The following is a 22,925-nucleotide window of genomic DNA, read 5'->3' as shown; positions in this document are numbered from 1 at the left end:
AAGGAAAAAAGCATGACAAATACCAAGTTTCCTCTAATCTCTGACAACGAAGCAATTTTTTCAGAAGTTCCTCAAATGGATCTCTATGATGAATTTGACTTTATTAGTAATATCAAAGGTGACTATCAGGAGAAGACTTTTGCTGATTCTTCTTCGTCGAGTAAAACGGTAGCTCAGCCTATTTCATCTTCACAGTCAGAAAAACGAAAACAAGTAATTGCCGACAAGGTGAATCAATCCATCTCGCCTAAAGTTCAAGAAAAAAGTTATGCCGAGGTGGCAAGAGAAGAGGCTAGAGCTGATTTGAAAAAGAAACGCTCTGCTTCCTACTTGACCAGTGATGCCGTTTCAAAAAAACATCGTAGCAAAATTGGCTTTTCTGCGCGGAAGTCTACAACGACAAAAGCTCAGCCAACTGCCTTTTTCCAAAAAGAAAACCCAGGTGAATTTGCAAAGTACGGTCAGCACTTGAAGCAAGAAGACTATATTGTGGCTGATTTGTCTGCAGAGCCAGTTGTCCAAGTCGAAGCACCAAAGACTGAAAAGAAAAACAACTATGATTTTTTGAAGACTAGCCAAGTCTACAATAAAAAAGAGTTGCGCGATAAAAAAGAAAATAAAGTTGCGGCTGAATTGAATTTGACACGCTTTGATCAAGCTTAGTAGCAATAGACCTTAATATCTATCTAGAAGATTACTAGCTAAATTTTTAACTAGAGCATATGCTTTCTAGTTTCTTCGTTTTGCCTTTAAGAGGCATTCGAATTATTCGAAGTTTGGGGGTAGGACTCCCTCAACAGGAAAGGAAAGAATCATACTCATGACAAAAATCTATCATTTTATCGGAATTAAGGGCTCAGGTATGAGTGCCTTGGCTTTGATGTTGCACCAAATGGGCCACAAGGTTCAGGGGAGTGATGTGGACAAATACTATTTCACTCAAAGAGGACTTGAGCAGGCAGGGATAAAAATTCTGCCTTTTGACGCAAAGAACATTCAGGCTGATTATGAAATCATTGCTGGCAATGCCTTTCGTCCAGATAATAATGTAGAAATTGCTTATGCAAATGAGCACGGAATTAGCTATAAACGTTACCACGAATTTTTGGGTAGTTTTATGCGTGATTTTGTCAGTTTTGGTGTGGCCGGAGCCCATGGGAAGACTTCTACAACAGGAATTCTCTCTCATGTCTTATCCAACATTACCGACACGAGTTATTTGATCGGAGATGGAACAGGTCGCGGTTCAGCAGGTGCTAAGTACTTTGTTTTTGAGTCTGATGAGTATGAGCGCCACTTCATGCCTTACCATCCAGAATACTCTATTATTACGAATATTGACTTTGACCATCCTGACTACTTTACTAGTCTAGAAGATGTCTTTAATGCTTTTAATGATTATGCCAAGCAAATTACTAAGGGGCTTTTCATTTATGGAGAGGACGAGCAATTACGTCGTATCACGTCAGAAGCACCAATCTATTATTATGGCTTTGAAAAGGAAAACGATTTTGTTGCCCATGATTTGCTACGTTCAACAACGGGCTCTACTTTTAAAGTTTCATACCGTGGTCAAGAGTTAGGTGAATTCCACATCCCGACTTTCGGACGTCATAATATTATGAACGCGACAGCTGTTATTGGACTCTTGTATGTATCAGGATTTGACTTGAACTTGGTCAGAGAACACCTGAAAACATTTGCTGGTGTAAAACGTCGCTTCACTGAAAAGGTTGTTAACGGTACTGTTATTATTGATGATTTTGCTCATCATCCAACTGAAATTATTGCGACTTTAGATGCAGCTCGTCAGAAATATCCAAGCAAGGAAATCGTAGCGATCTTCCAACCGCACACCTTCACTCGCACTATTGCCCTTTTAGATGACTTTGCTGACGCTTTGAATCAAGCGGATGCCGTTTATTTAGCTCAAATCTATGGTTCAGCTCGTGAGGTGGATCATGGAGATGTCAAAGTCGAAGACCTAGCTGAAAAAATTGTTAAACGTGTCCAAGTTGTAAGTGTAGATAATGTATCTCCACTTTTAGACCATGACAATGCTGTCTATGTCTTTATGGGAGCTGGAGATATCCAGACCTATGAATATTCATTTGAACGTCTCTTGTCTAATTTGACTAGCAATGTTCAATAAGAAGGAGTCGTCATGGAATCACCAATGCGAATTCGACAAGTCAAGTTGCTTGATTTGGAGGAAATAGTTCGGATTGAGCAAGCCAATTTCTTGGGAGAAGAAGCTACTAGCCCTGAGAAACTAAAAGAACAAATTGAAAAGATTCCAAATACTTTTTTAATCGCTGATTTGAATGGAGAAATCGCTGGCTACATCATTGGGTCAGCGGTTTCTTCACATCACCAGTCAGCAGATTGCCTAGTAAAGGGAATGAGAAATTTAGACAAATCTAACTTCATATTTCTTCAGAGACTTTCGATTAATCCAGATTTTAAGGGTCAGGGAGTTGGTACTCTCTTGCTTGCGGCTATGAAGGAAGTAGTAGTTGATCTTCAAAACCAAGGAATCTATCTGGCTTGTAAGGATCATTTGCTTTCCTATTTTGTAATGAATGGTTTTTCTGATTCAGGAATTTTTGAGACTACTTATGGAGACGAACCACACATTGAGATGATTTGGGAGAATCCCTATTTTAAGGAGTAAATCATGAAGATAAGACTTGCCGATTTAACTGATTTACCTGCCATTTACAAGATTGAATGTGAAAATTTTAGTCCTGAAGAGGCTATGAGTCAGGAATTGTTGGCTAGGCACATCGAACTTTTACCCGAAACTTTCCTTGTTGCTGAGAAAGATAATCAGATTTTAGGCTTTCTTGAAGGTCCAGTGAGACCGGAACGATACCTCTTGGATATCTCCTTTACAATGGAGATTGAAGATTTCAGCCATCAAGCAGGGGGGTATATTTCAATAACCAGTCTTTCGGTTTCCAAAGAAGCTCAGAGCATGGGGGTTGGTCGTAGGCTTCTGGAAGCAATGAAAGAAATCGCCATTTCAAATGGACGTGATGGTATCAATCTGACCTGTCATGATTATTTAACGGCCTATTATGAAAGGCATGGCTTTAGGAATCATGGACTATCTAAGTCAACTTATGCTGATGAAGTTTGGTATGATATGGTCTGGGAAGTTCCTTCTAAGGACTAATTAATTTAATATATTATGAAAGAAATCCTTATCTTATTGCATTTATCAAAGTTTTAAGATATAATGTTAAGGATTATGAAGAAGGAGGTCAAATTTTTGACTGAAAATTCACAAGATAACGAAAAAAAATTGAGCTTTAAAGAGCAGATTTTAAAAGAGTTTGCTAATTCTCAAAAAAATGAAGTATCTTCCCAGGAAGAAGGTCCTTCTCTATCTGAACAAGTAGATAAAGCATTAGCGGAAGAAAGAACCAAAGAGGATCCTTCTCTATCTGAACTACTGCAGAAGGGGGATGCTTCCCTAGCTGAGGTTCTAGGAAAAGATTCTCTATCAACTGATTCAGCAAGTGAAAGTCAAGCTGAGACAACGGTTTCGCAAAAATCAGAAAGTTATTTGGATGAGCCTGAATCCGTTAAAGTTCCAGTGAAGGTTTCCTATAAAAACCAATCAAAGGAACCAAACGTGTCAAAAGAAGAGCCATTGGCGAAGACTGCGACATATAGAAGAGATGATCTGACATCTAAGGAAACCTTGTCTCGTTCTGCAAAAGAAAGACAAGCTAATAAGAAAAAACGTCAAAACAATGTAGCTAAAAAAATTGTATGGACGATTATTGCCCTCTTATTGGTTACTTTGGCAGTGACAGGTGTCTTTGTATACAGCTATATTGATTCCGCCTTGAAGCCAGTCAATGCTAATGATACTGAATATGTAACTCTTGAGATTCCTGCCGGATCAAGTGCTAAGGAAATTGGTTCGATTTTGGAGAAGAAAGGACTGATTAAGAGCGGTCAAGTCTTCAATTACTACAGTAAGTTTAAGAGCTATGCTAACTTCCAATCTGGCTACTATAATCTTCAAAAGAGTATGGATCTAGACACCATTGCGAAAGCTTTGCAAAAAGGTGGGACTGATACTCCTCAGCCACCAACTCTTGGCAAGGTAGTTGTCCCAGAAGGATATACTTTGAATCAAATAGCTGAAGCGGTTGAGAAAAGTGGTAATAAAAAGGTATCCATTAGTGCGAAGGATTTTCTATCCAAAGTGCAGGATGAAAGCTTTATTAGCAAAATGGTGGCCAAATATCCTAAATTATTGAGCGGACTTCCGACCAAGGATAGTGGGGTCAAATACCGTTTGGAAGGCTATCTCTTCCCAGCAACCTATAATTACACGAGTGACACAACAGCAGAAACTCTGATTGATCAAATGCTGGCAACTATGGATAGCAAGTTGAGCACCTATTACGAAGTGTTAGAAAGTAAAAATTTAACAGTGAATGATGTTCTGACCTTGGCTTCCTTAGTTGAAAAAGAAGGCTCAACGGATGAAGACCGTAAGAATATTGCAAGTGTCTTCTATAACCGGTTGAACCAAGGTATGCCACTTCAAAGTAATATTGCGATTCTTTATGCGGAAGGTAAACTTGGCAAAAAAACAACCTTAGCAGAAGATGCGGCGATTGATACTAATATTGATTCAGCATTTAATGTTTATAAAAATCCAGGTTTGATGCCAGGACCTGTAGATAGTCCAAGTCTTTCAGCGATTGAAGCAACTGTTAATCCAAACAAGACAGATTACCTTTACTTTGTTGCCAATACTGAGACTGGAACAGTCTACTTCGCGACAACTTATGAAGAGCATGCAAAAAATGTTGAAGAGCATGTCAATAGCAAATTAACACAATCAAGCAGTTCAAATTAAAAATTGGGAGTGGGACAGAACTCTAAGGCTTATTAGTTTGTTGTGTCCACCCTCAATTTTATTTTAAAGATTTTATAGAAACGAGATAAAAATAAAAATGGCAGAAAAAACATATCCAATGACCCTTGCGGAAAAGGAAAAACTAGAAAAAGAACTAGAAGAATTGAAATTAGTCCGTCGACCTGAGGTAGTAGAGAGAATAAAAATTGCTCGCTCATACGGTGACTTGTCTGAAAACAGTGAGTACGAAGCAGCTAAAGATGAGCAAGCCTTTGTAGAAGGTCAAATTTCAAGTTTAGAAACTAAGATTCGCTATGCAGAAATTGTAGATAGCGATGCAGTTGCTAAAGATGAAGTAGGAATCGGTAAGACTGTAACGATTCAAGAAGTCGGTGAAACTGAAAAAGAGGTTTATATCATTGTAGGTTCAGCTGGTGCAGATGCCTTTGCCGGTAAGGTTTCAAATGAAAGTCCTATTGGCCAAGCTTTGATTGGTAAGAAAAAAGGGGACATCGCAACTGTTGAAACGCCAGTTGGAAGCTACGATGTTAAAATTCTTAAGGTTGAAAAAACTAAATAACTCTAAAAAATGAGCTTCTGCTCGTTTTTTTTCGTCTTGAACTTTCACGTAAAAGGAGTATAATGTTCGTGAAAAAAGATTAAACGAAAGGGATGCTGATGCTAGTCAAGCTTGTCTTCTTGTTCTCACTTATTTTATGGATCCTCAATAGATACTTTCCAAGTCGAAATGCAGCGATAGGACTGCGTTTTCCTATTGCTTTTTCTTCGCTAAAAAAGTGGCAACAAATACAGGGAGAATTTTATCGTTTACTAATCCTCAGTAATGGAGTTCTTTTGCTGTTATCCTTCTTTTATAAGATTAATCCCTTAAAGTTAAATGTCCTTAGTCTATTAACGGTACTTGCTTCCGGTCTGCTTGTCTTAATCAAATACAATCAATAAAGAGAAGGAGCTTGTTGTAAAGGGGCTTTATGCTATTGGAAGAAATCTAGGTATCATATTTGCAAGTATTAGGGTAAAAAGACACTAGCTCCACTTCTTTTTAGGAGCGGACCAATTCCTGGTGGTCGCTAGTAGAACCAACAATTTTCTTAAGAGTTCTCTCGCTTGAAAAAGGAAATTTATATTTCGAAAAAATTGTTTTGCTATACAATTTTTGGGTGAAATTACTCGCTATTCTGGCGCCTATTGACAAAGCAATCAAGTCAGGGACTTGTGTAAAGAAAAACCTTTCCGCTACTAACGGAAAGGTTTTTCTTTATCTTGAACGTTGTTTGCCAGCGTTACGATTCTTTTTCTTTTTGTTATTGTTAGGACGGTTATCAATAGCCTGACTTGCTTTTGGTGTAACGTCTTTCAAATAAGAATTGGCTGACATGGTTTTAGGTGGGTTCTTTTCGTACTCCTCTGCCACCCGTTTCTTCATATAAGGGCGGATAAAGAAGTTAATGATGAACTGTTGTAAGATTTGAACAAAACCACCGACTACCCAGTAAAGAGTAACTCCAGCTGGCGCAGTGAGGGAGAAGATGACAATCATGAGCGGGCTCACATAGATCATTTTCTTCATTTGTTCTTTTTGTTCTTCATCTAGTCCAACGAGTGATAGAAGTGATTGAATATAGTAAAGAACTCCGACGACAACAATAAGAATCATACTTTGTTGACCAAGATTGATTCCCAAGAATGAACTTTCCGCAATTCCCTTAGTGTAGCGAGCTGCATAAAAGAGTGCTGAGAAGAAAGGCATTTGGATTAGGAGTGGTAAACATCCAACACCACCTAACATGCTGATGCCATTTTCTTTTTGAGCGGCCATTAAAGCTTGTTGGGCTGCTAATTTCTCTTCTTGAGTTTCCGCATTCTTCATGCGCTCATTGATAGGAGTGAAAATTGGACTCAAATAATTTCTCTTTTCGGACTGATAGGTTGCATTCCAAGATTGATAAAGTCCAAGTGGCAAAATGATCAAGCGGACGATAACTGTCACCAAAATGATAGCAAGACCAAAGCCCAGTCCTAAATCACTTGCAAAGTATTTGATGACTTGACTCATAGGAGCAACCAAGAATTGATAAACAAAGCCTTGACCTGTTGGTTGACCTTGTTTATTGGTCTGGACACAGCCAGAGAGAATCAGAAGAAGGGTTAAGCCCATTCCTGAAAATAATAAACGTTTAAATGTTTTCACGATTCTATATTCCTTTTTTAAATGATACCTTTCTATTCTACTGTTTTTTTCTTAAATATACAATAGTTCCCTAGACCTAATTTGAAATTTTGAAATCTGAGAAAGAATCAAAATTGGCCATTGTTACATCCAGATAGCTTACCTTAGCAAATGGTGTAGGACCTTTTCGGATTTCTTGAATAAACTTAGCCATAGAAGCAGAGCTGTCTGCTTGGGCAAGAATACTGACCGTTCCATCCTCATTATTCCATACACGGCCTGTAATACCACCAATTTCTAAAGCAAGAGAATAGACGCCCCAGCGAAAACCAACTCCTTGGACCCGTCCCTGAGCAATCATTTTAACTTTTTGCATGACAGCCTCCTTTTTATATCCGACTTGAGCATGAGTTTTATTCTTAAAATTTATGCTATACTATTCTTATGAATATTATAACCTCTAAAGCTAATAATGTGGTAAAAAAAGCTAAAAAACTCCATCAAAAGAAATACAGAACAGATTCCTACCTGATAGAAGGCTGGCATTTGTTTGAAGAGGCTCTGTCAAGTGGGGCTGAAGTTATCTCTATTTTTGCTTTGCCAGAATATGCGGATCGGCTGTCTGGATGTAAACAGGTATATTGGTTGAGCCCTGACTTGCTGAGGGATTTGGCTGATAGCAAGACTCCGCAAGGAATCGTGGCTGAGGTTAGGCTCCAGCAAGAAGTCTTACCAGATACACTCTCAGGCAAATATCTTTTTCTAGAAGATGTTCAGGATCCGGGGAATCTAGGGACGATTATTCGGACAGCAGATGCAGCAGGTTTTGATGGGATTTTTATCTCTGAACATTCAGCTGATTTGTATAATCTGAAGACCTTACGGTCCATGCAGGGGAGTCATTTTCATCTTCCAATCTATCGTCTAGCAACAGCTGACTTGATTGATTTGGCAAAAAAATCAGATCTTCCTATTTTTGCTTCTACCCTTTCTGATGATTCAATCGATTACGAAAAATTAAAAGGGAGCCAAAACTTTATCTTAGTGATGGGCAATGAAGGGCAGGGGATTAGTTCTATGATAGAGGCTGCAGCCGATCAGTTGGTCCATATCCCTATGAAGGGGAAGGCTGAAAGTTTAAATGTGGCGGTAGCAGCTGGAATTTTAATCTTTTATTTAAGCTAAAATTTAGGAATTAGGTTATAATAAAGGCAAATGGAGGTGATTCTATGCCTTATCAAAATGATGATGAGTTTATGGCCTACGTGGGACATTTGATTGAGAAGCCCAGCGTCCAGCGCTTGAAGGGCATTCCACATCATTTGCATTCCAATCGGCTTGAACATTCTATCAATGTAAGTTATACTAGTTATAAGATTGCGAAAAAATTGGGCTGGAATAAGCGCAGTACAGCTAGAGGTGCTCTTCTTCATGATTTGTTCTATTATGATTGGCGGGTGACTAAATTTAAGAAAAGCCATGCTTGGGTTCATCCCCGTTTGGCGGTTCGAAATGCTCGGAAGCTAACCAAATTGAATAAAGTCGAAGAGGATATTATCATTAAGCATATGTGGGGCTTAACAATTGCGCCACCACGTTATAAGGAAGCTTATATTGTAACTCTTGTTGATAAATACTGGGCAATCAAAGAAGCAACCTCTCCGTGGAGACAAAAGATTCGTAATCGAAAGTTATTTCATCGTAAGATGTTAAAGAATTAAAAAGGAGACGAGATGTTATGAACAATCGTACAATCATTCAAGATGCAAGTGGCATCAATACTTTTTATGCAAAAATTTATTCTCTTGTTGGAGTCGGACTTGGAATTTCAGCGATAGTGTCGGCACTGATGTTGAGTATGTTTCAGTCAGTTATTGTTTCTGTATTGATGGGCTCTACTTGGATATTCTATGTGGCTATTGCTGCTGAACTTATTTTAGTCTTTGCTGCTTCTGGTATGGCTGTTAAAAATAGCCCTGCTGCCTTACCTCTCTTTCTGGTTTATTCTGCATTAAATGGCTTTACCTTGAGTATTGTTCTTGCTCTTTATACTCAATCATCTGTCTTATCTGCGTTTGTAACGGCATCAGCTATGTTCTTTGCGATGGCCTTTATCGGAAAGGTGACTAAGAAAGATCTTTCTGGAATGGGCCGAGCATTGAGGGCTGCCTTGTTTGGTTTGATTATTGCTAGTGTAGTGAATATCTTCTTAAGAAATGGAAGTTTTGACTTCTTGATTAGTATTGCAGGTGTCATTATCTTCTCTGGTTTGATTGCATGGGATAATCAAAAAATTCGTTACGTGTATGAACGGTCAAATGGTCAAGTTGAAAATGGCTGGGCAGTATCCCTTGCTTTGAGTCTTTATCTTGATTTTATCAACCTCTTCCTCAGCCTTCTTCGTTTATTTGGTCGAAACGACTAATTAATGAACAATGGATTTCTCCTTGCTTGAGATTACCAGTAGAGAATTCCATACTGTATGAGAAGAGATCTTTCTCATTGCTATATGAATAACGGAGTTAGGACTAGCTTTTAGTCCTGACTCTTTTTTGTGTGTAGGAGAAGGAGTCTAGAAGTTTTAGATTTTTTTAGCTAGGGGCTAATTAAAGTTTGTGAAAAAATAATCTGTCCCAAAATACTAAATTTTCTGAAAATTCCTTGACATTATGATGAAAAATGGTAACATAAAGTATACGTTTTTGAAAAAAGTGATGTCAAGATAGGACTAAGAGCTTGTGGGATATATCTACGAAGCCTTTTAGGATGTGAGATATGCTTCTGCGCTTTATTAAAAAATAATAAAAATCGCTAGTTTTTTTCTTGATTTATTGGGAAAAAATGTTATCATTGGTAGCAGAAGTTAGAATTTTTTGACAATTCGGAATTTATCTATGAGGGAGGAACATGTGAAGCAAATCAAATTAAAAGAACCTAAAAATGGTTCTGAACTTGTTTTAGAAACCTTGTTAGAACTTGGTATAGACACAGTTTTTGGTTATCCTGGTGGTGCAGTCTTGCCTTTGTATGATGCGATTTATAATTTTAAAGGTATTCGCCATATTCTAGGTCGCCATGAGCAAGGTTGCTTGCATGAAGCTGAAGGTTATGCCAAATCAACTGGGAAGTTGGGTGTCGCCATTGTCACTAGTGGACCTGGAGCAACAAATGCTATTACAGGGATTGCTGATGCTATGAGCGATAGCGTTCCTCTTTTAGTCTTTACAGGACAAGTTGCTCGGGCAGGAATTGGGAAGGATGCCTTTCAGGAGGCGGATATTGTTGGTATTACGATGCCAATTACCAAGTACAATTACCAGGTACGTGAGACGGCTGATATTCCACGAATTATCACTGAAGCTGTTCATATTGCAACAACTGGTCGTCCTGGTCCAGTCGTCATTGACTTGCCTAAGGATGTATCTGCCTTGGAAACAGACTTCATCTATTCACCAGAGGTGAATTTACCAAGTTACCAACCAACGCTTGTTCCTAATGATATGCAGATCAAGAAAATCTTGAAACAATTATCTAAAGCTAAGAAACCAGTATTGTTGGCAGGTGGTGGTATCAGCTACGCGGAAGCTTCTAAAGAATTAAATGAATTTGCAGAACGCTATCAAATTCCTGTTGTGACCAGCCTTTTGGGTCAAGGGACTATTGCAACGAGCCACCCACTTTTTCTTGGGATGGGGGGTATGCACGGTTCCTTTGCGGCTAACATTGCCATGACAGAAACAGACTTTATGATTAGCATCGGTTGTCGTTTTGATGACCGCTTGACAGGAAATCCTAAGACTTTTGCTAAGAATGCCAAGGTTGCTCATATCGATATTGATCCTGCTGAGATCGGTAAGATTATCAGTGCAGATATTCCTGTAGTGGGTGATGCTAAAAAAGCTTTACAGATGCTTCTAGCAGAACCAACAGTTCATAATAATACTGAAAAGTGGATTGAAAAAGTTACGAAGGATAAGAATCGTGTTCGGTCTTATGATAAGAAGGAGCGCGTAGTTCAGCCTCAGGCGGTAATTGAACGCATCGGTGAGTTGACAAATGGGGATGCCATTGTTGTAACAGACGTAGGGCAACACCAAATGTGGGCAGCTCAATATTATCCATATCAAAACGAGCGTCAATTGGTTACTTCTGGTGGCTTGGGGACCATGGGATTCGGAGTCCCTGCTGCTATTGGAGCTAAGATTGCTAATCCAGAAAAGGAAGTTATCCTTTTTGTCGGTGATGGTGGCTATCAGATGACAAACCAAGAGATGGCTATTCTCAATATCTATAAGGTTCCGATTAAGGTCATCATGCTAAACAATCATTCACTAGGAATGGTGCGCCAGTGGCAGGAAGCTTTCTATGATGGTCGTACCTCTGAGTCAGTCTTTGATACTTTGCCAGATTTCCAGCTCATGGCTCAGGCCTATGGTGTTAAATCTTATAAATTTGACAATCCAGAGACTATTGCTCAGAATTTGGAAGTGCTGAAGGAAGATATACCAATGTTTATCGAGGTGGACATTTCTCGTAAGGAGCACGTTTTGCCAATGGTACCAGCTGGTAAGAGCAATCATGAGATGTTGGGGGTGAAGTTCCATGCGTAGAATGTTGACAGCTAAACTCCAAAATCGTTCGGGTGTTCTAAATCGCTTCACTGGTGTTCTTTCCAGACGTCAGGTTAATATTGAGAGTATATCAGTTGGAACGACGGAAAATCCAGAAGTATCTCGTATTACCATCATCATTGATGTGGCCTCATTGGCAGAAGTAGAGCAGATTATCAAGCAGCTCAATCGTCAAATTGATGTGATTCGAGTTCGTGATATCACAGACCGTCCTCACTTAGAGCGTGAAGTGATTCTGGTTAAGGTTTCAGCTCCAGCTGAGAAGCGTGCAGAGATCCTAGCCATTATCCAACCTTTCCGTGCAACGGTAGTAGATGTGGCTCCAAGCTCAATCACTATCCAGATGACTGGAAATGCTGAAAAGAGTGAAGCTTTATTGCGAGTGATTCGGCCATATGGGATCAAAAATATCGCTCGTACGGGTGCAACTGGATTTACCCGTGATTAAAAATCCTACTTAAATTTGTTAAACCAGCCTATAAGGCAATAAAAAATAGAAAAGAGAGAAAAACTATGGCAGTTCAAATGGAATACGAAAAAGATGTAAAAGTAGCAGCGCTTGACGGTAAGAAAATTGCCGTAATCGGCTATGGTTCACAAGGTCATGCTCATGCACAAAATCTGCGTGATACAGGCCATGATGTGATTATCGGTGTTCGCCCTGGTAAGTCATTCGATAAGGCTAAAGAAGATGGCTTTGATACTTACACAGTAGCAGAGGCAGCTAAGTTGGCTGATGTCATCATGATTTTGGCGCCAGATGAAATTCAACAAGAACTCTACGAAGCAGAAATCGCTCCAAACTTGGAAGCTGGTAATGCAGTTGGATTTGCCCATGGTTTCAATATCCATTTTGAATTTATCAAAGTTCCTGCTGATGTAGATGTCTTTATGTGTGCCCCTAAAGGTCCTGGTCACTTGGTTCGTCGTACTTTTGAAGAAGGATTTGGTGTTCCAGCTCTTTATGCAGTCTACCAAGATGCAACAGGAAATGCGAAAAACATTGCTATGGACTGGTGTAAAGGTGTTGGTGCAGCTCGTGTTGGTTTGCTTGAAACAACTTACAAAGAAGAAACTGAAGAAGATCTCTTTGGTGAACAAGCTGTTCTTTGTGGTGGTTTGACTGCCCTTATCGAAGCAGGTTTTGAAGTCTTGACAGAAGCAGGTTACGCTCCTGAATTGGCTTACTTTGAAGTTCTTCATGAAATGAAATTGATCGTTGACTTGATCTACGAGGGTGGATTCAAAAAAATGCGCCAATCAATTTCAAATACTGCTGAATACGGTGATTACGTATCAGGCCCACGTGTAATTACTGAGCAAGTCAAAGAAAACATGAAGGCTGTTTTGGCAGACATTCAAAATGGTAAATTTGCAAATGACTTTGTAAATGACTACAAGGCTGGCCGTCCAAAACTCACTGCTTACCGTGAACAAGCAGCCAACCTTGAAATCGAAAAAGTAGGTGCTGAATTGCGTAAAGCAATGCCATTTGTTGGTAAAAATGACGACGACGCATTTAAAATCTACAACTAATCGGTAAAGAAAGAAACAGATGGGGCAGAGAAATGAATTTCCTGCCTCCTTTCTTATCAAATGAAAACTTGCTGTATTTAATGATGCCAGATTCCTTGTTAAAAAAATGGTAACAGCTGGGATTGGCTTTGGTGTGGTTAATTGATTTCCACGCTTACAAGGATAATACATAAAGAAGGGAATTGTATGCTTGCAGCTAGAGATATTTTTAAAGCCCATCAAGTATTAAAAAATGTAGTTGAACGGACTCCACTGGACTTTGACCGTTATTTATCTGAAAAATATGGGGCGACTGTTTATCTGAAACGCGAAAATATGCAAAAGGTACGCTCCTTTAAGATTCGTGGTGCGTATTACGCCATTCACCAGCTATCTGAAGAGGACAAAAAAAGAGGAGTGGTCTGTGCTTCGGCGGGAAATCACGCGCAGGGAGTAGCTTTTACTTGCCATGAGATGAAAATTCCGGCGACTATATTTATGCCTGTTACGACACCTCAGCAAAAGATTGGACAAGTGCGATTTTTTGGTGGCGATTATGTAACCATTAAGTTGGTAGGAGATACCTTTGATGCCTCTGCTAAGGCCGCACAAGAATTTACCAAATCAGAAAAACTGACCTTTATTGATCCTTTTGATGATCTTAATGTTCAGGCCGGTCAAGGAACGGTGGCTTACGAAATCCATGAACAAGCCCAAGAGGAAGGTGTTGATTTTGATCAGATCTTCGTTCCAGTTGGTGGGGGAGGTCTGATTTCAGGAGTTTCAACTTATATTAAGTATGTTGCACCTGGAATGGAAGTGATTGGAGTTGAGGCTTCGGGTGCTCAGAGTATGCAAGCCGCCTTTGATCACGGAGAGCCAGTTAAGTTAGAGGAAATTGACAAATTCGCGGACGGAATTGCTGTCCAAAAGGTTGGGCAATCAACTTATGAAGTAGCTCGTAAATATGTTGATAAACTGGTTGGTGTGGATGAAGGCCTGATTTCAGAGACCTTGATTGATATGTATTCCAAACAAGGAATCATTGCTGAACCAGCAGGTGCAGCTTCCATTGCAGCGTTAGAGGTAATGAAAGAAGAAATCAAAGGAAAAAACGTTGTCTGCATTATTTCAGGGGGTAACAATGATATCAACCGGATGCAAGAAATGGAAGAACGCGCCCTTATTTACGATGGAATTAAGCACTATTTTGTGGTTAATTTCCCACAACGTCCGGGTGCTCTTCGAGAATTTGTGAATAACATTTTAGGTGTCAACGATGATATCACGCGTTTTGAATATATAAAACGTGCCAACAAGGGAACAGGTCCGGTTTTAATCGGTATTGCTCTGGGTGATAAGAATGATTATCAAGCTTTGCTTTCACGCTTATCAGAGTTTGATCCTGGCTACATTAATCTTCATGGTAATGAGAGCCTATACAATCTCTTGGTTTGATTAGGTCTTTGATTACGATTGGGAAAGAAAGATTTGGTTTTGTTGCATACAAGGCCAATTCTTTTTTGTTATTCTAATTTTTTAAAACATTGAAAAACACCACAAAATCTCTGTCTTGTGGTGTTGATTTTTATTTATAGGTTAGGTGCTTAAAGGAACAATCTCATTAGTTCATGGGCCACACCGTCCTGATCGTTTGTTAACCCCAGTTGTTGATCAGCAAAAGGCAGGAGACTAGTATTCGCATTTTTCATAGCATAGCCAGTACCAGCAAACTCTAACATTTCAGTGTCATTGTGTTCATCACCAAAAGCAATCAAATCTTTACGGTCAACATTCATTATATTTAAAAGATACTTCAAGGCAAAGGCCTTGTGAACTCCTTTGGGAGTACATTCAAGAATGTTGAGTGGCCCGCCCCAGGTATTGATGGTCAGCTCATGTTGATAAAATGAACTCATTTGATCGGCTAGGGCATATTTATCTTCTGCTCGTGTCTGCAAGAGGATGACACTAGGATTCTTAGTGACGAGCTGAGGGTTAAACTGATTCTCAGGGACAAAAGCATTTACGCCAAATAATTGAGGATTGGCAATTTCTTCGTTGGTGTTGGTAATGTAAAATTTATTGCGGTACTCACCGGCAATAAAGTCTGCTTCAATTTCTTCTTCTCGAGCAACCATGTCAATTAGAAATGATTTATCCACTGTCAAAGATTGTTCAAATTTCCATTTCTTACCTGGTAGATGTGTTAGAGAGCCATTGAAGTTAATCATAGGAGTATCCAGCCCCAATTCTTCATAGTACTGGTGAGCCATGCGGTAGGGGCGACCAGTTGTAATGATGACCTTATGACCTTTTTGAGCGACTTTTTTTATGGTCTCTTTAGTAAAATCTGACAATTGACTTTGCGAATTAAGCAAAGTGCCATCTAGGTCTACAGCAATAATTTTATGCGCCATGTTAAATCCTCTTCATGTATGATAGTTCCTATTATAGCAGATTTTAAGTTTAATGGTAGTGATTTGTGTTATAATGAATTTCCAATGGTCGAGGCAGATGGTTGTAATGAACAATTAAATCTGGTTGGACTTTTTATTTCTAAGTAAGGAGTTTTCTTGTATGCGTAAAATTTTCATGATTCATTTATTTTTTCTATTGATTTCCTTGTTAGTATACATGGAAGGAATAACTAAGTCAGGTCCTGACTTAGTCTGGAACATGATGCTGGCTTTGATTGCCTATGATTTTGCTATTTTGACTCGTTATTTTAAACAGGCTTGGTTATTTCCCGTATTTTTCATCCTTTGGCTGGTCTTTTATCCTAATACTTTTTATATGATAACTGATATTGTTCATATGCATTGGGTTGGAGATACCTTATGGAATAAGACTAGTTTGCATTTGTTTATGGCTTTTGTTCCAAGCATCTTGTTTGGTGTATACTGTGGAATTGAAAGTTGGATCATTATTAGAGAGCGTTTGAGATTAACTTGGTGGCTGGACTTACTCGTAACAGGTGGCCTCTCTTTTATCTCTAGTTTAGCAATTTATATCGGTCGTTATGACCGCTTAAATACGTGGGATTTAATTAATAATCCCAGTCAAGTAGTTGAGAAGTTATTAGCTACTTTTCAAAGGGAACGCTTGTTTTTTATACTGGGGTTTACATTTATTCAGTTCATGAGTTTGGTTTTTATGGCAAGAGATGATAAAAAATAATAAAAATATAAACATTTGTCTTGAAAAGATGAATGTTTTTTTGTTATAATGGATTCGTTGTTCGTTTAAAACGAACTAAAATCTTTGTCTATAGATGGGAGTTATGAATTGGACAAGCTTTTTAAATTAAAGGAGAATGGTACGACCGTTCGTACAGAAATTCTCGCTGGCTTAACAACATTCTTTGCGATGAGTTATATTCTCTTTGTCAATCCAGCAATGCTATCTCAAACTGGTATGCCAGCACAAGGAGTATTTTTAGCAACAATTATTGGTGCTGTGGCGGGTACCTTGATGATGGCCTTTTATGCTAATCTGCCCTACGCACAAGCACCTGGGATGGGTCTGAATGCCTTCTTCACCTTTACAGTTGTCTTTAGTTTAGGCTATACTTGGCAGGAAGCTCTGGGAATGGTCTTCATCTGTGGAATCATTTCTTTGATTATTACCTTGACCAAGATTCGGAAGACCATTATTGAGTCTATTCCAGGATCCTTAAGAGCTGCAATTTCATCTGGTATTGGTGTTTTCTTAGCTTATGTAGGTATTAAAAATGCAGGCTTATTGAAGTTTTCTATTGACCCAGGGACCTATACAGTTGCTGGCGAAAGTGTCGAGAAAGCTCAATCGGCTATTACTGCTAACTCATCTGCTACGCCAGGCCTAGTTGCTTTTAATGATCCTGCTGTTTTAGTTGCCTTAGTAGGTTTAGCAATTACTGTCTTTTTTGTGGTAAAAGGAATTAAAGGCGGAGTTATTCTATCCATCTTTGCTACAACTGTGGTTGCCATTTCTGTTGGTTTGGTAAACCTATCCTTAATTGACTTGAGTCAAAATAATCTTGGTACTGCCTTTAAAGAGTTAGGAGAAATTTTTGGTGTAGCAATTGGTCCAAAAGGTTTAGGTGCTCTCTTCACTGATACGGCTCGTTTACCTCAGACTTTTATGGCTATTTTGGCCTTCTCATTGACAGATATTTTTGATACGATCGGAACCCTAATCGGTACAGGAGAAAAAGTTGGGATTGTGGCAAGTTCTGGAGAAAACCATGAATCTGAGAGATTGGATAAGGCTTTGTATTCAGACTTGATTGGGACTTCTATTGGGGCTATTGCCGGAACTTCAAACGTTACTACTTATGTAGAGTCAGCTGCGGGTATTGGAGCAGGTGGACGGACAGGTCTAACAGCTCTAGTTGTGGCAATCTGTTTTGCTATATCTAGCTTCTTTAGTCCTCTCTTGGCAATCGTTCCAACTGTTGCGACAGCTCCAATCTTGATTGTTGTTGGGATTATGATGCTGGGAAGTTTGAAAAACATCGAATGGGATGATTTGACTGAAGCAATCCCTGCTTTCTTCACTTCAATATTCATGGGATTCAGCTACAGTATTACTCATGGTATCGCAGCTGGTTTTATCATGTACGCTCTGGTTAAGACAGTAAAGGGACAGGCCAAAGAAGTTCATACTATGATTTGGATTTTAGATGCTCTCTTCATTTTAAACTTCGTCAGTCTGGCTTTAGCAAAATAATCAGAGAAGTTGGATTTATCCAGCTTCTTTTTTATGTTGTGATTTTATGCATGAAAAAAATTTTTCTGGTATAATAAGACTTATGTTTAGTCATAATGAAAATGAGCTGATTGCTATTGGTCAAAAAATAGGGCGATTGTTGCAAGCGCGTGATGTGCTGATTTTGTCAGGTGATTTGGGGGCTGGTAAAACAACCCTGACCAAGGGGATTGCTCAAGGCTTGGATATTAGGCAAATGATCAAGAGTCCTACCTATACCATTGTTCGAGAGTACGAAGGGCGGTTGCCACTCTATCATCTGGATGTTTACCGGATTGGAGAAGATCCAGATTCAATTGATCTAGATGACTTCCTCTATGGTGATGGGGTTACTGTTATCGAGTGGGGAGAGCTTTTGGAAGATAGTTTGCCACGAGATTACCTGAAGATTCAGCTTGTCAAAGAAGAAGACGGAAGGCGGATTTTATTCGAGGCTGTTGGACAAGCTTCAAAGGATCTCTTGCAAAAGATAGAAAGCGAAAACCGTTAATGCCAAGAGAATATGATTTGCTACTGAGGGAAGCTGAAGCTAGTGATGCGGAACTTCTGATTGACTTTCTCAGCCAGATTGGTCAAGAGTCTGATTATACGACTTTGGATGAGGAGGGAGTCATGATGAGTGTGCAGCAAATGACTGAATTTTTAGACTTACAGGCTTCCTTGGAAAATCGAATTTCAATTCTGGCTTTCCTAGATGAAAATTTGGCCGGACTAATCAATATTACTGCTGATCGCCATGCGCGTGTTTGCCATATTGGTGATCTGTTCATTGCTGTAAGAAAATCATACTGGAACCAAGGTTTGGGTAGGATTCTCATGGAGGAAGCCATTGATTGGGCTAGCCAGTCTGGTGTGATTCGCAAATTAGCTCTAAGTGTGCAAGTAAGAAATGAACGAGCAGTGCATCTCTATCAAAGTTTAGACTTTGAGATTGAAGGCTTACAAAAACGTGGAGCCTATCTAAACGAAGGGAAATTTCTAGATGTTTACCTCATGGGAAAACTGATAGATTAAAAATATATGTTTAAAAAGACCTTATTAATGTTTTTAAGTTTATTGCTGGTGACAGTCATGGGAGTGGGGGCCTATGCCTGGACTATTTATGATCAATCTACTGGGGAACTCTCGTCGAAGACCTATAAGAGTCTGGGAGGAGAAACAGATGTTATCTCTGCTACGAAACCTATGACGATTCTTCTGATGGGAGTGGATACAGGTAGTGGCTCTCGTGAAGATACATGGGCTGGAAATAGTGATAGTATGATTCTACTGTCCGTCAATCCAACAACTAAGAAGACAGTTATGATGAGTTTGGAAAGAGATATTCTTACCAAGTTCAAGGATAAAGATGGTGAAACAGTTGAGGCAAAATTAAACTCAGCCTATGCTTCAGGTGGTGCTAAGTTGGCTATTTCCACTATCCAGGAGATGATGAATATTCATATCGATCGCTATGTTTTGGTTAATATGAAGGGCCTTGTTCAATTGGTGGATGCTGTCGGGGGCATTACAGTTAATAATACCTTTGATTTTCCTATTTCCATCGAAGAAAACGAACCAGAATACACAGCTAAGATTGAGCCGGGTGTTCAAAAGATTAATGGGGACCAAGCCTTGGTATACGCTCGGATGCGCTATCAAGATCCAGAAGGAGACTATGGTCGTCAAAAACGCCAACGTGAAGTTATCAAAAAAGTTGTTGAGAAGGTTCTCAGTTTAACTAGTGTGAGTCACTACCAGGCCATTTTGAAGGCAGTTAGTTCAAATATGCAAACCAATATTGAATTAACATCTGGAAGTATACCTCAGCTTTTGGGCTACAAGGATGCTTTCAGACGAATTGATAGCCAGCAATTACGAGGCGAAGATGCGACTCTAGCTGATGGTGGAAGTTACCAAATTGTGACACGAGACCACTTGTTAGAGATGCAAAACATTTTGCGTAAGTCACTTGGATTAAGTACTTTGTCAAAATTAGAGACGAATGCAGTCTTGTATGATGAAATAGATGGAAGTGGTGGAATTTCAACAAGTTCTTCTGCTAGCTATTCTTCGTCCTTATCGGATGCGACGGACACAGAAACGACTTATTCAAACAATACTTACTCTTATTCAACTCCGGCTAGTACTAGTCAGGGGAATACAATTACATCACCTAGTTCAGTGGACCAGACGGCAACAGCAACGCCTACGACCCAGGAACAATCTACTGCGACCGGAATAGAAGCGCAATAATAACAAAGAGTCAAGCTTTCAGCATTTGAAAACTTGACTCTTTTTAAATCTAATTATTTTTTTGTTTGATAGGAGAAGATTCCCAAATATCTTGAATTTCAGCAAATCTTGCTCGCGCTTCTTGGTTAAAAACATTGATCTTATATTGGAGATCCTTGCTTATATCTTCCAGGGTGCTTTTTTGGTCCTTTAGGTAATCTAAGTTAGCTTGGATATCAGATAGGCTGTCTTGTGCTTTGCGTAATAGTTGGCCAGTATCGCTGATTTCATCCGTTATGCTTTCGCGGTTTTTTACAAGCAGGTAACTAGTGATAGCTGCTCCGGTAAAGAGAAAGAGATTGGATAATTTCATTATAAGCCTCCTAATCTATAGCTTGAGAAATCTCAGTTGCCAAGCGACTTAGTTCAGAAAAGTCAGGCTCATGAGCAACAAAGGTCAGTTTTAAATCATCATTTTCATCATAGCGTGGCACTAAATGAACATGGGTATGAAAAACAGTTTGGCCGGCAATTTCTTCGTTATTATTAATGATATTCATGCCTGCCGCATCAGTTGCTTTCATAACCTTACGGGCGATTTGAGGCACACGTTCGAAGAGTTGACTAGAGTTACTTCCGTCCATGTCCAGAAGGTTACGAAAGTGTTGCTTTGGGACAACAAGTGTGTGACCAGGCGTAACTTGTGAAATATCAAGAAAGGCTAGAACGGCTTCGTCTTCATAGACTTTAGCCGCAGGGATGTCTCCTGCAATAATTTTACAAAAAATACAATCTGTCATAAAATGCACCTCTTTGGCTAGATTTTGATATAATAGAGGAGACTGCAATACAGAGCTCACCGTCTTAAAAAGGAGACGGTTTGCTGGGTTAAGAGCAGTACCCACAATACAGATATTATACCAGAAATTGGAGAAAAAATGTTAGAAATAAAAGGGCTTACAGGTGGCTATGTCAATATTCCTGTTTTGAAAGATGTCAGTTTTGAAGTTGGAGACGGTCAGCTTGTTGGACTGATTGGTCTAAACGGGGCTGGAAAGTCAACAACCATCAATGAAATAATCGGTCTCTTGACGCCTTATCAAGGAGAAATTTTGATAGATGGTTTGAGCCTGAAGTCAGACAGGACAGCCTATCGTAAAAAGATTGGTTTTATACCTGAAACACCGAGTCTCTATGAAGAATTAACTTTGAAGGAACATATTGAGACGGTTGCTATGGCTTATGATATTGACTCGCAAACAGCAATAGATCGAGTGGATAAATTGCTTCAGATTTTTCGTCTTAAAGACAAGTTAGATTGGTTTCCGGTTAATTTCTCAAAGGGAATGAAGCAGAAGGTTATGATCATCTGTGCCTTTGTGATTGACCCTAGTTTGTTTATTGTGGATGAACCCTTTTTAGGATTGGATCCTCTGGCCATCTCCGATTTGATTGAGCTCTTGGCAGAAGAAAAGGCTAAAGGGAAGTCTATCCTGATGAGTACTCATGTGCTTGATTCGGCAGAGAAAATGTGTGATTCTTTTGTTATCTTGCACAAGGGTCAGGTACGGGCTAAAGGAAATTTAGCACAGTTGAGAGAAGAATTTTCATTGCCAGAAGCAAGTCTCAATGAAATCTACCTAGCTTTGACAGAAGAGGCTGCCCTATGAGAGAAGTATTTGCTAAGCGCAGACTGGATTTTCGGAACCAGTGTGTAAAATATCTGCGCTATGTTTTGAATGACCACTTTGTTCTATTTTTAATGGTTTTCTTGGGTTTTACAGCGGTTCAATACAGCCAGCTGCTTCGAAATTTTCCTAAGAATCATTTGCCTATCTGGCTAGCCTTAGTCCTCCTTTCACTGGGCTTGGTTTTTATGGGCAGGATTGCTACCTATCTTGAAAAGCCAGATAGCCTCTTTCTTTTGGCTAAGGAAGAAGAAGTCCGTGTCTATGTCGGAAAACAAACGAGAAATTCTTTTATTCTTTGGGGAATTTTGCAAACTTTGGTTTTGCTTCTCTTGGCACCTCTTTTTCTAGCCTTAGGTGTGCCTATATGGGGCTTTACTCTATATTGTTTGTTCCTGTTTGCTTTGAAAGCTCTGGTATTTCAATGGAAAAGTCGGAAATTCTATTTGCAGGAAGGGCTTGATTGGAAGTCTCTAATTGCCTACGAAGAGAGACGTAAACAGCGAATTTTGCAATTTTTTGCTCTCTTTACGAATGTTAAGGGAATATCAAGTAGCGTAAAAAGACGAGCTTATTTAGATTTCTTGACCAATCGCCTGTCCAAGAATAAAGAGAAAGTTTGGGATAATCTCTTCTTGCGTTCTTATTTGAGAAATGGGGACTTTTTTGCTCTTAGTCTACGTTTGTTGATTTTATCTATGCTGATCATTATTTTTCTGCCTCAAAGCATGATTGCAACAGTCTTTGTCGGTCTTTTTCAGTACCTCTTGCTCTTTCAGCTTATAGCCTTGTATGATGCTTATGATTATCAATATTTAATCAAACTCTTCCCTCTAGAGGAAAGTGCAAAGGTAAAAGGAGCTAAACGAGTTATCACTAGCATTGGAGCAGTCGTATTAATCGTAGAATTATTGACAGCTCTGCTATTTTTTAAAGAAAAAATAATGGTCCTTTTTATCCTTCTTGTATACCTGATACTTTACGCAGTTTATCTGCCTTATAAGCTTAAAGGATTGGTTGACGAAAGGGCTTAAAACTAGTAAAATAGA

The 22,925-nt window shown here is 39.2% G+C and carries 25 protein-coding genes; 20 read left to right on the top strand and 5 right to left on the bottom strand.

Annotated features, from left to right (window positions below):
- Positions 1 to 12: 12 nt before the first annotated feature.
- From PCY06_RS00440 to greA, 6 genes are all read left to right on the top strand, one after another.
- Entirely contained in the window at positions 13 to 663 is a 651-nt protein-coding gene (locus PCY06_RS00440; protein WP_082307157.1) for a cystathionine gamma-synthase, read from the top strand.
- Between the two features lie 157 nt (positions 664 to 820).
- Positions 821 to 2,152, top strand: a complete 1,332-nt coding sequence (gene murC / locus PCY06_RS00435) for a UDP-N-acetylmuramate--L-alanine ligase (RefSeq protein WP_082307156.1) — start codon at positions 821 to 823, stop codon at positions 2,150 to 2,152.
- Between the two features lie 12 nt (positions 2,153 to 2,164).
- Positions 2,165 to 2,674, top strand: coding sequence for a GNAT family N-acetyltransferase (locus tag PCY06_RS00430; RefSeq protein WP_008808520.1), 510 nt, complete (start codon positions 2,165 to 2,167; stop codon positions 2,672 to 2,674).
- A 3-nt stretch (positions 2,675 to 2,677) separates the two neighbouring features.
- Positions 2,678 to 3,178: a GNAT family N-acetyltransferase gene (locus tag PCY06_RS00425; protein ID WP_008808521.1), complete on the top strand. Its 501-nt coding sequence runs from the start codon at positions 2,678 to 2,680 to the stop codon at positions 3,176 to 3,178.
- Positions 3,179 to 3,253: 75 nt separating this feature from the next.
- The gene (gene mltG, locus PCY06_RS00420; RefSeq protein WP_105165075.1) at positions 3,254 to 4,885 is read left to right on the top strand and encodes an endolytic transglycosylase MltG; all 1,632 of its coding nucleotides are present in this window, start codon (positions 3,254 to 3,256) and stop codon (positions 4,883 to 4,885) included.
- A 97-nt stretch (positions 4,886 to 4,982) separates the two neighbouring features.
- A complete protein-coding gene (gene greA, locus PCY06_RS00415; protein ID WP_008808523.1) occupies positions 4,983 to 5,465 on the top strand; it encodes a transcription elongation factor GreA in 483 nt (160 codons plus the stop codon).
- 699 nt (positions 5,466 to 6,164) lie between these two features.
- Here the strand turns inward: greA and yidC are convergent.
- Positions 6,165 to 7,097, bottom strand: coding sequence for a membrane protein insertase YidC (gene yidC / locus PCY06_RS00410; RefSeq protein WP_061599578.1), 933 nt, complete (start codon positions 7,095 to 7,097; stop codon positions 6,165 to 6,167).
- Between the two features lie 76 nt (positions 7,098 to 7,173).
- Positions 7,174 to 7,452 carry an acylphosphatase gene (locus PCY06_RS00405; RefSeq protein ID WP_012000027.1) on the bottom strand — a complete coding sequence of 93 codons (279 nt, stop codon included), beginning with the start codon at positions 7,450 to 7,452 and terminating at the stop codon, positions 7,174 to 7,176.
- 68 nt (positions 7,453 to 7,520) lie between these two features.
- Here PCY06_RS00405 and PCY06_RS00400 point away from each other — a divergent pair, with 68 nt between their 5' ends.
- The 7 genes from PCY06_RS00400 (at position 7,521) to ilvA (ending at position 14,680) form a co-directional block, all read left to right on the top strand.
- Positions 7,521 to 8,261: an RNA methyltransferase gene (locus PCY06_RS00400; RefSeq protein ID WP_061599579.1), complete on the top strand. Its 741-nt coding sequence runs from the start codon at positions 7,521 to 7,523 to the stop codon at positions 8,259 to 8,261.
- A gap of 44 nt (positions 8,262 to 8,305) precedes the next feature.
- Entirely contained in the window at positions 8,306 to 8,797 is a 492-nt protein-coding gene (locus PCY06_RS00395; RefSeq protein WP_012000029.1) for an HD domain-containing protein, read from the top strand.
- Positions 8,798 to 8,814: 17 nt separating this feature from the next.
- On the top strand, positions 8,815 to 9,501 hold the full coding sequence (locus tag PCY06_RS00390) for a Bax inhibitor-1/YccA family protein (protein ID WP_008808528.1): 687 nt from the start codon (positions 8,815 to 8,817) through the stop codon (positions 9,499 to 9,501).
- A gap of 484 nt (positions 9,502 to 9,985) precedes the next feature.
- Positions 9,986 to 11,686 (top strand): acetolactate synthase large subunit, encoded by a 1,701-nt coding sequence (locus PCY06_RS00385; RefSeq protein ID WP_082307154.1) that lies wholly within the window; start codon positions 9,986 to 9,988, stop codon positions 11,684 to 11,686.
- The gene (ilvN, locus tag PCY06_RS00380; RefSeq protein WP_048778851.1) at positions 11,679 to 12,155 is read left to right on the top strand and encodes an acetolactate synthase small subunit; all 477 of its coding nucleotides are present in this window, start codon (positions 11,679 to 11,681) and stop codon (positions 12,153 to 12,155) included. Before PCY06_RS00385 ends, ilvN begins: the two co-directional genes overlap by 8 nt.
- A gap of 65 nt (positions 12,156 to 12,220) precedes the next feature.
- Positions 12,221 to 13,243, top strand: coding sequence for a ketol-acid reductoisomerase (gene ilvC / locus PCY06_RS00375; protein ID WP_008808531.1), 1,023 nt, complete (start codon positions 12,221 to 12,223; stop codon positions 13,241 to 13,243).
- A 186-nt stretch (positions 13,244 to 13,429) separates the two neighbouring features.
- Complete coding sequence (gene ilvA / locus PCY06_RS00370; RefSeq protein ID WP_012000033.1) at positions 13,430 to 14,680, top strand: threonine ammonia-lyase IlvA; 1,251 nt, start codon at positions 13,430 to 13,432, stop codon at positions 14,678 to 14,680.
- Between the two features lie 149 nt (positions 14,681 to 14,829).
- Here ilvA and PCY06_RS00365 read toward each other — a convergent pair whose 3' ends face one another.
- Positions 14,830 to 15,642 carry a Cof-type HAD-IIB family hydrolase gene (locus PCY06_RS00365; RefSeq protein WP_045634232.1) on the bottom strand — a complete coding sequence of 271 codons (813 nt, stop codon included), beginning with the start codon at positions 15,640 to 15,642 and terminating at the stop codon, positions 14,830 to 14,832.
- A 160-nt stretch (positions 15,643 to 15,802) separates the two neighbouring features.
- Here PCY06_RS00365 and PCY06_RS00360 point away from each other — a divergent pair, with 160 nt between their 5' ends.
- The 5 genes from PCY06_RS00360 (at position 15,803) to PCY06_RS00340 (ending at position 20,209) form a co-directional block, all read left to right on the top strand.
- Positions 15,803 to 16,402 (top strand): DUF1361 domain-containing protein, encoded by a 600-nt coding sequence (locus PCY06_RS00360; protein ID WP_045505858.1) that lies wholly within the window; start codon positions 15,803 to 15,805, stop codon positions 16,400 to 16,402.
- A 108-nt stretch (positions 16,403 to 16,510) separates the two neighbouring features.
- Positions 16,511 to 17,935 (top strand): NCS2 family permease, encoded by a 1,425-nt coding sequence (locus PCY06_RS00355; RefSeq protein WP_045505861.1) that lies wholly within the window; start codon positions 16,511 to 16,513, stop codon positions 17,933 to 17,935.
- 82 nt (positions 17,936 to 18,017) lie between these two features.
- Complete coding sequence (gene tsaE, locus PCY06_RS00350; RefSeq protein ID WP_061603635.1) at positions 18,018 to 18,464, top strand: tRNA (adenosine(37)-N6)-threonylcarbamoyltransferase complex ATPase subunit type 1 TsaE; 447 nt, start codon at positions 18,018 to 18,020, stop codon at positions 18,462 to 18,464.
- Positions 18,464 to 18,988 (top strand): GNAT family N-acetyltransferase, encoded by a 525-nt coding sequence (locus PCY06_RS00345; RefSeq protein WP_061603636.1) that lies wholly within the window; start codon positions 18,464 to 18,466, stop codon positions 18,986 to 18,988. The genes tsaE and PCY06_RS00345 overlap by 1 nt, the downstream gene beginning before the upstream one ends.
- Positions 18,989 to 18,994: 6 nt before the next feature.
- Positions 18,995 to 20,209, top strand: a complete 1,215-nt coding sequence (locus PCY06_RS00340) for an LCP family protein (RefSeq protein ID WP_268706859.1) — start codon at positions 18,995 to 18,997, stop codon at positions 20,207 to 20,209.
- 49 nt (positions 20,210 to 20,258) lie between these two features.
- On the opposite strand, the gene PCY06_RS00335 is transcribed toward PCY06_RS00340, so the two are convergent.
- Positions 20,259 to 20,561: a hypothetical protein gene (locus tag PCY06_RS00335; protein WP_301385144.1), complete on the bottom strand. Its 303-nt coding sequence runs from the start codon at positions 20,559 to 20,561 to the stop codon at positions 20,259 to 20,261.
- 10 nt (positions 20,562 to 20,571) lie between these two features.
- Complete coding sequence (locus PCY06_RS00330) at positions 20,572 to 20,988, bottom strand: HIT family protein (protein ID WP_268706860.1); 417 nt, start codon at positions 20,986 to 20,988, stop codon at positions 20,572 to 20,574.
- A 138-nt stretch (positions 20,989 to 21,126) separates the two neighbouring features.
- Here PCY06_RS00330 and PCY06_RS00325 point away from each other — a divergent pair, with 138 nt between their 5' ends.
- Positions 21,127 to 21,858, top strand: a complete 732-nt coding sequence (locus PCY06_RS00325) for an ABC transporter ATP-binding protein (protein ID WP_045505875.1) — start codon at positions 21,127 to 21,129, stop codon at positions 21,856 to 21,858.
- Positions 21,855 to 22,910, top strand: a complete 1,056-nt coding sequence (locus PCY06_RS00320; RefSeq protein WP_301385143.1) for an ABC transporter permease — start codon at positions 21,855 to 21,857, stop codon at positions 22,908 to 22,910. Before PCY06_RS00325 ends, PCY06_RS00320 begins: the two co-directional genes overlap by 4 nt.
- The last annotated feature ends 15 nt before the right edge of the window (positions 22,911 to 22,925 follow it).

The organism is Streptococcus sp. SG1 (assembly GCF_030439935.1).
Lineage (GTDB): Bacteria > Bacillota > Bacilli > Lactobacillales > Streptococcaceae > Streptococcus > Streptococcus gordonii.
This window is presented reverse-complemented; position numbering and strand designations above follow the sequence as displayed.

Bases quoted from the DNA above. Each gene is read 5' to 3' on its own strand.
- PCY06_RS00440 (WP_082307157.1), top strand. From the start codon at position 13: ATGACAAATACCAAGTTTCCTCTAATCTCTGACAACGAAGCAATTTTT.
- murC (WP_082307156.1), top strand. From the start codon at position 821: ATGACAAAAATCTATCATTTTATCGGAATTAAGGGCTCAGGTATGAGT.
- PCY06_RS00430 (WP_008808520.1), top strand. From the start codon at position 2,165: ATGGAATCACCAATGCGAATTCGACAAGTCAAGTTGCTTGATTTGGAG.
- PCY06_RS00425 (WP_008808521.1), top strand. From the start codon at position 2,678: ATGAAGATAAGACTTGCCGATTTAACTGATTTACCTGCCATTTACAAG.
- mltG (WP_105165075.1), top strand. From the start codon at position 3,254: ATGAAGAAGGAGGTCAAATTTTTGACTGAAAATTCACAAGATAACGAA.
- greA (WP_008808523.1), top strand. From the start codon at position 4,983: ATGGCAGAAAAAACATATCCAATGACCCTTGCGGAAAAGGAAAAACTA.
- PCY06_RS00405 (WP_012000027.1), bottom strand. From the start codon at position 7,452: ATGCAAAAAGTTAAAATGATTGCTCAGGGACGGGTCCAAGGAGTTGGT.
- PCY06_RS00400 (WP_061599579.1), top strand. From the start codon at position 7,521: ATGAATATTATAACCTCTAAAGCTAATAATGTGGTAAAAAAAGCTAAA.
- PCY06_RS00395 (WP_012000029.1), top strand. From the start codon at position 8,306: ATGCCTTATCAAAATGATGATGAGTTTATGGCCTACGTGGGACATTTG.
- PCY06_RS00390 (WP_008808528.1), top strand. From the start codon at position 8,815: ATGAACAATCGTACAATCATTCAAGATGCAAGTGGCATCAATACTTTT.
- ilvN (WP_048778851.1), top strand. From the start codon at position 11,679: ATGCGTAGAATGTTGACAGCTAAACTCCAAAATCGTTCGGGTGTTCTA.
- ilvC (WP_008808531.1), top strand. From the start codon at position 12,221: ATGGCAGTTCAAATGGAATACGAAAAAGATGTAAAAGTAGCAGCGCTT.
- ilvA (WP_012000033.1), top strand. From the start codon at position 13,430: ATGCTTGCAGCTAGAGATATTTTTAAAGCCCATCAAGTATTAAAAAAT.
- PCY06_RS00365 (WP_045634232.1), bottom strand. From the start codon at position 15,642: ATGGCGCATAAAATTATTGCTGTAGACCTAGATGGCACTTTGCTTAAT.
- PCY06_RS00360 (WP_045505858.1), top strand. From the start codon at position 15,803: ATGCGTAAAATTTTCATGATTCATTTATTTTTTCTATTGATTTCCTTG.
- tsaE (WP_061603635.1), top strand. From the start codon at position 18,018: ATGTTTAGTCATAATGAAAATGAGCTGATTGCTATTGGTCAAAAAATA.
- PCY06_RS00345 (WP_061603636.1), top strand. From the start codon at position 18,464: ATGCCAAGAGAATATGATTTGCTACTGAGGGAAGCTGAAGCTAGTGAT.
- PCY06_RS00340 (WP_268706859.1), top strand. From the start codon at position 18,995: ATGTTTAAAAAGACCTTATTAATGTTTTTAAGTTTATTGCTGGTGACA.
- PCY06_RS00335 (WP_301385144.1), bottom strand. From the start codon at position 20,561: ATGAAATTATCCAATCTCTTTCTCTTTACCGGAGCAGCTATCACTAGT.
- PCY06_RS00330 (WP_268706860.1), bottom strand. From the start codon at position 20,988: ATGACAGATTGTATTTTTTGTAAAATTATTGCAGGAGACATCCCTGCG.
- PCY06_RS00325 (WP_045505875.1), top strand. From the start codon at position 21,127: ATGTTAGAAATAAAAGGGCTTACAGGTGGCTATGTCAATATTCCTGTT.
- PCY06_RS00320 (WP_301385143.1), top strand. From the start codon at position 21,855: ATGAGAGAAGTATTTGCTAAGCGCAGACTGGATTTTCGGAACCAGTGT.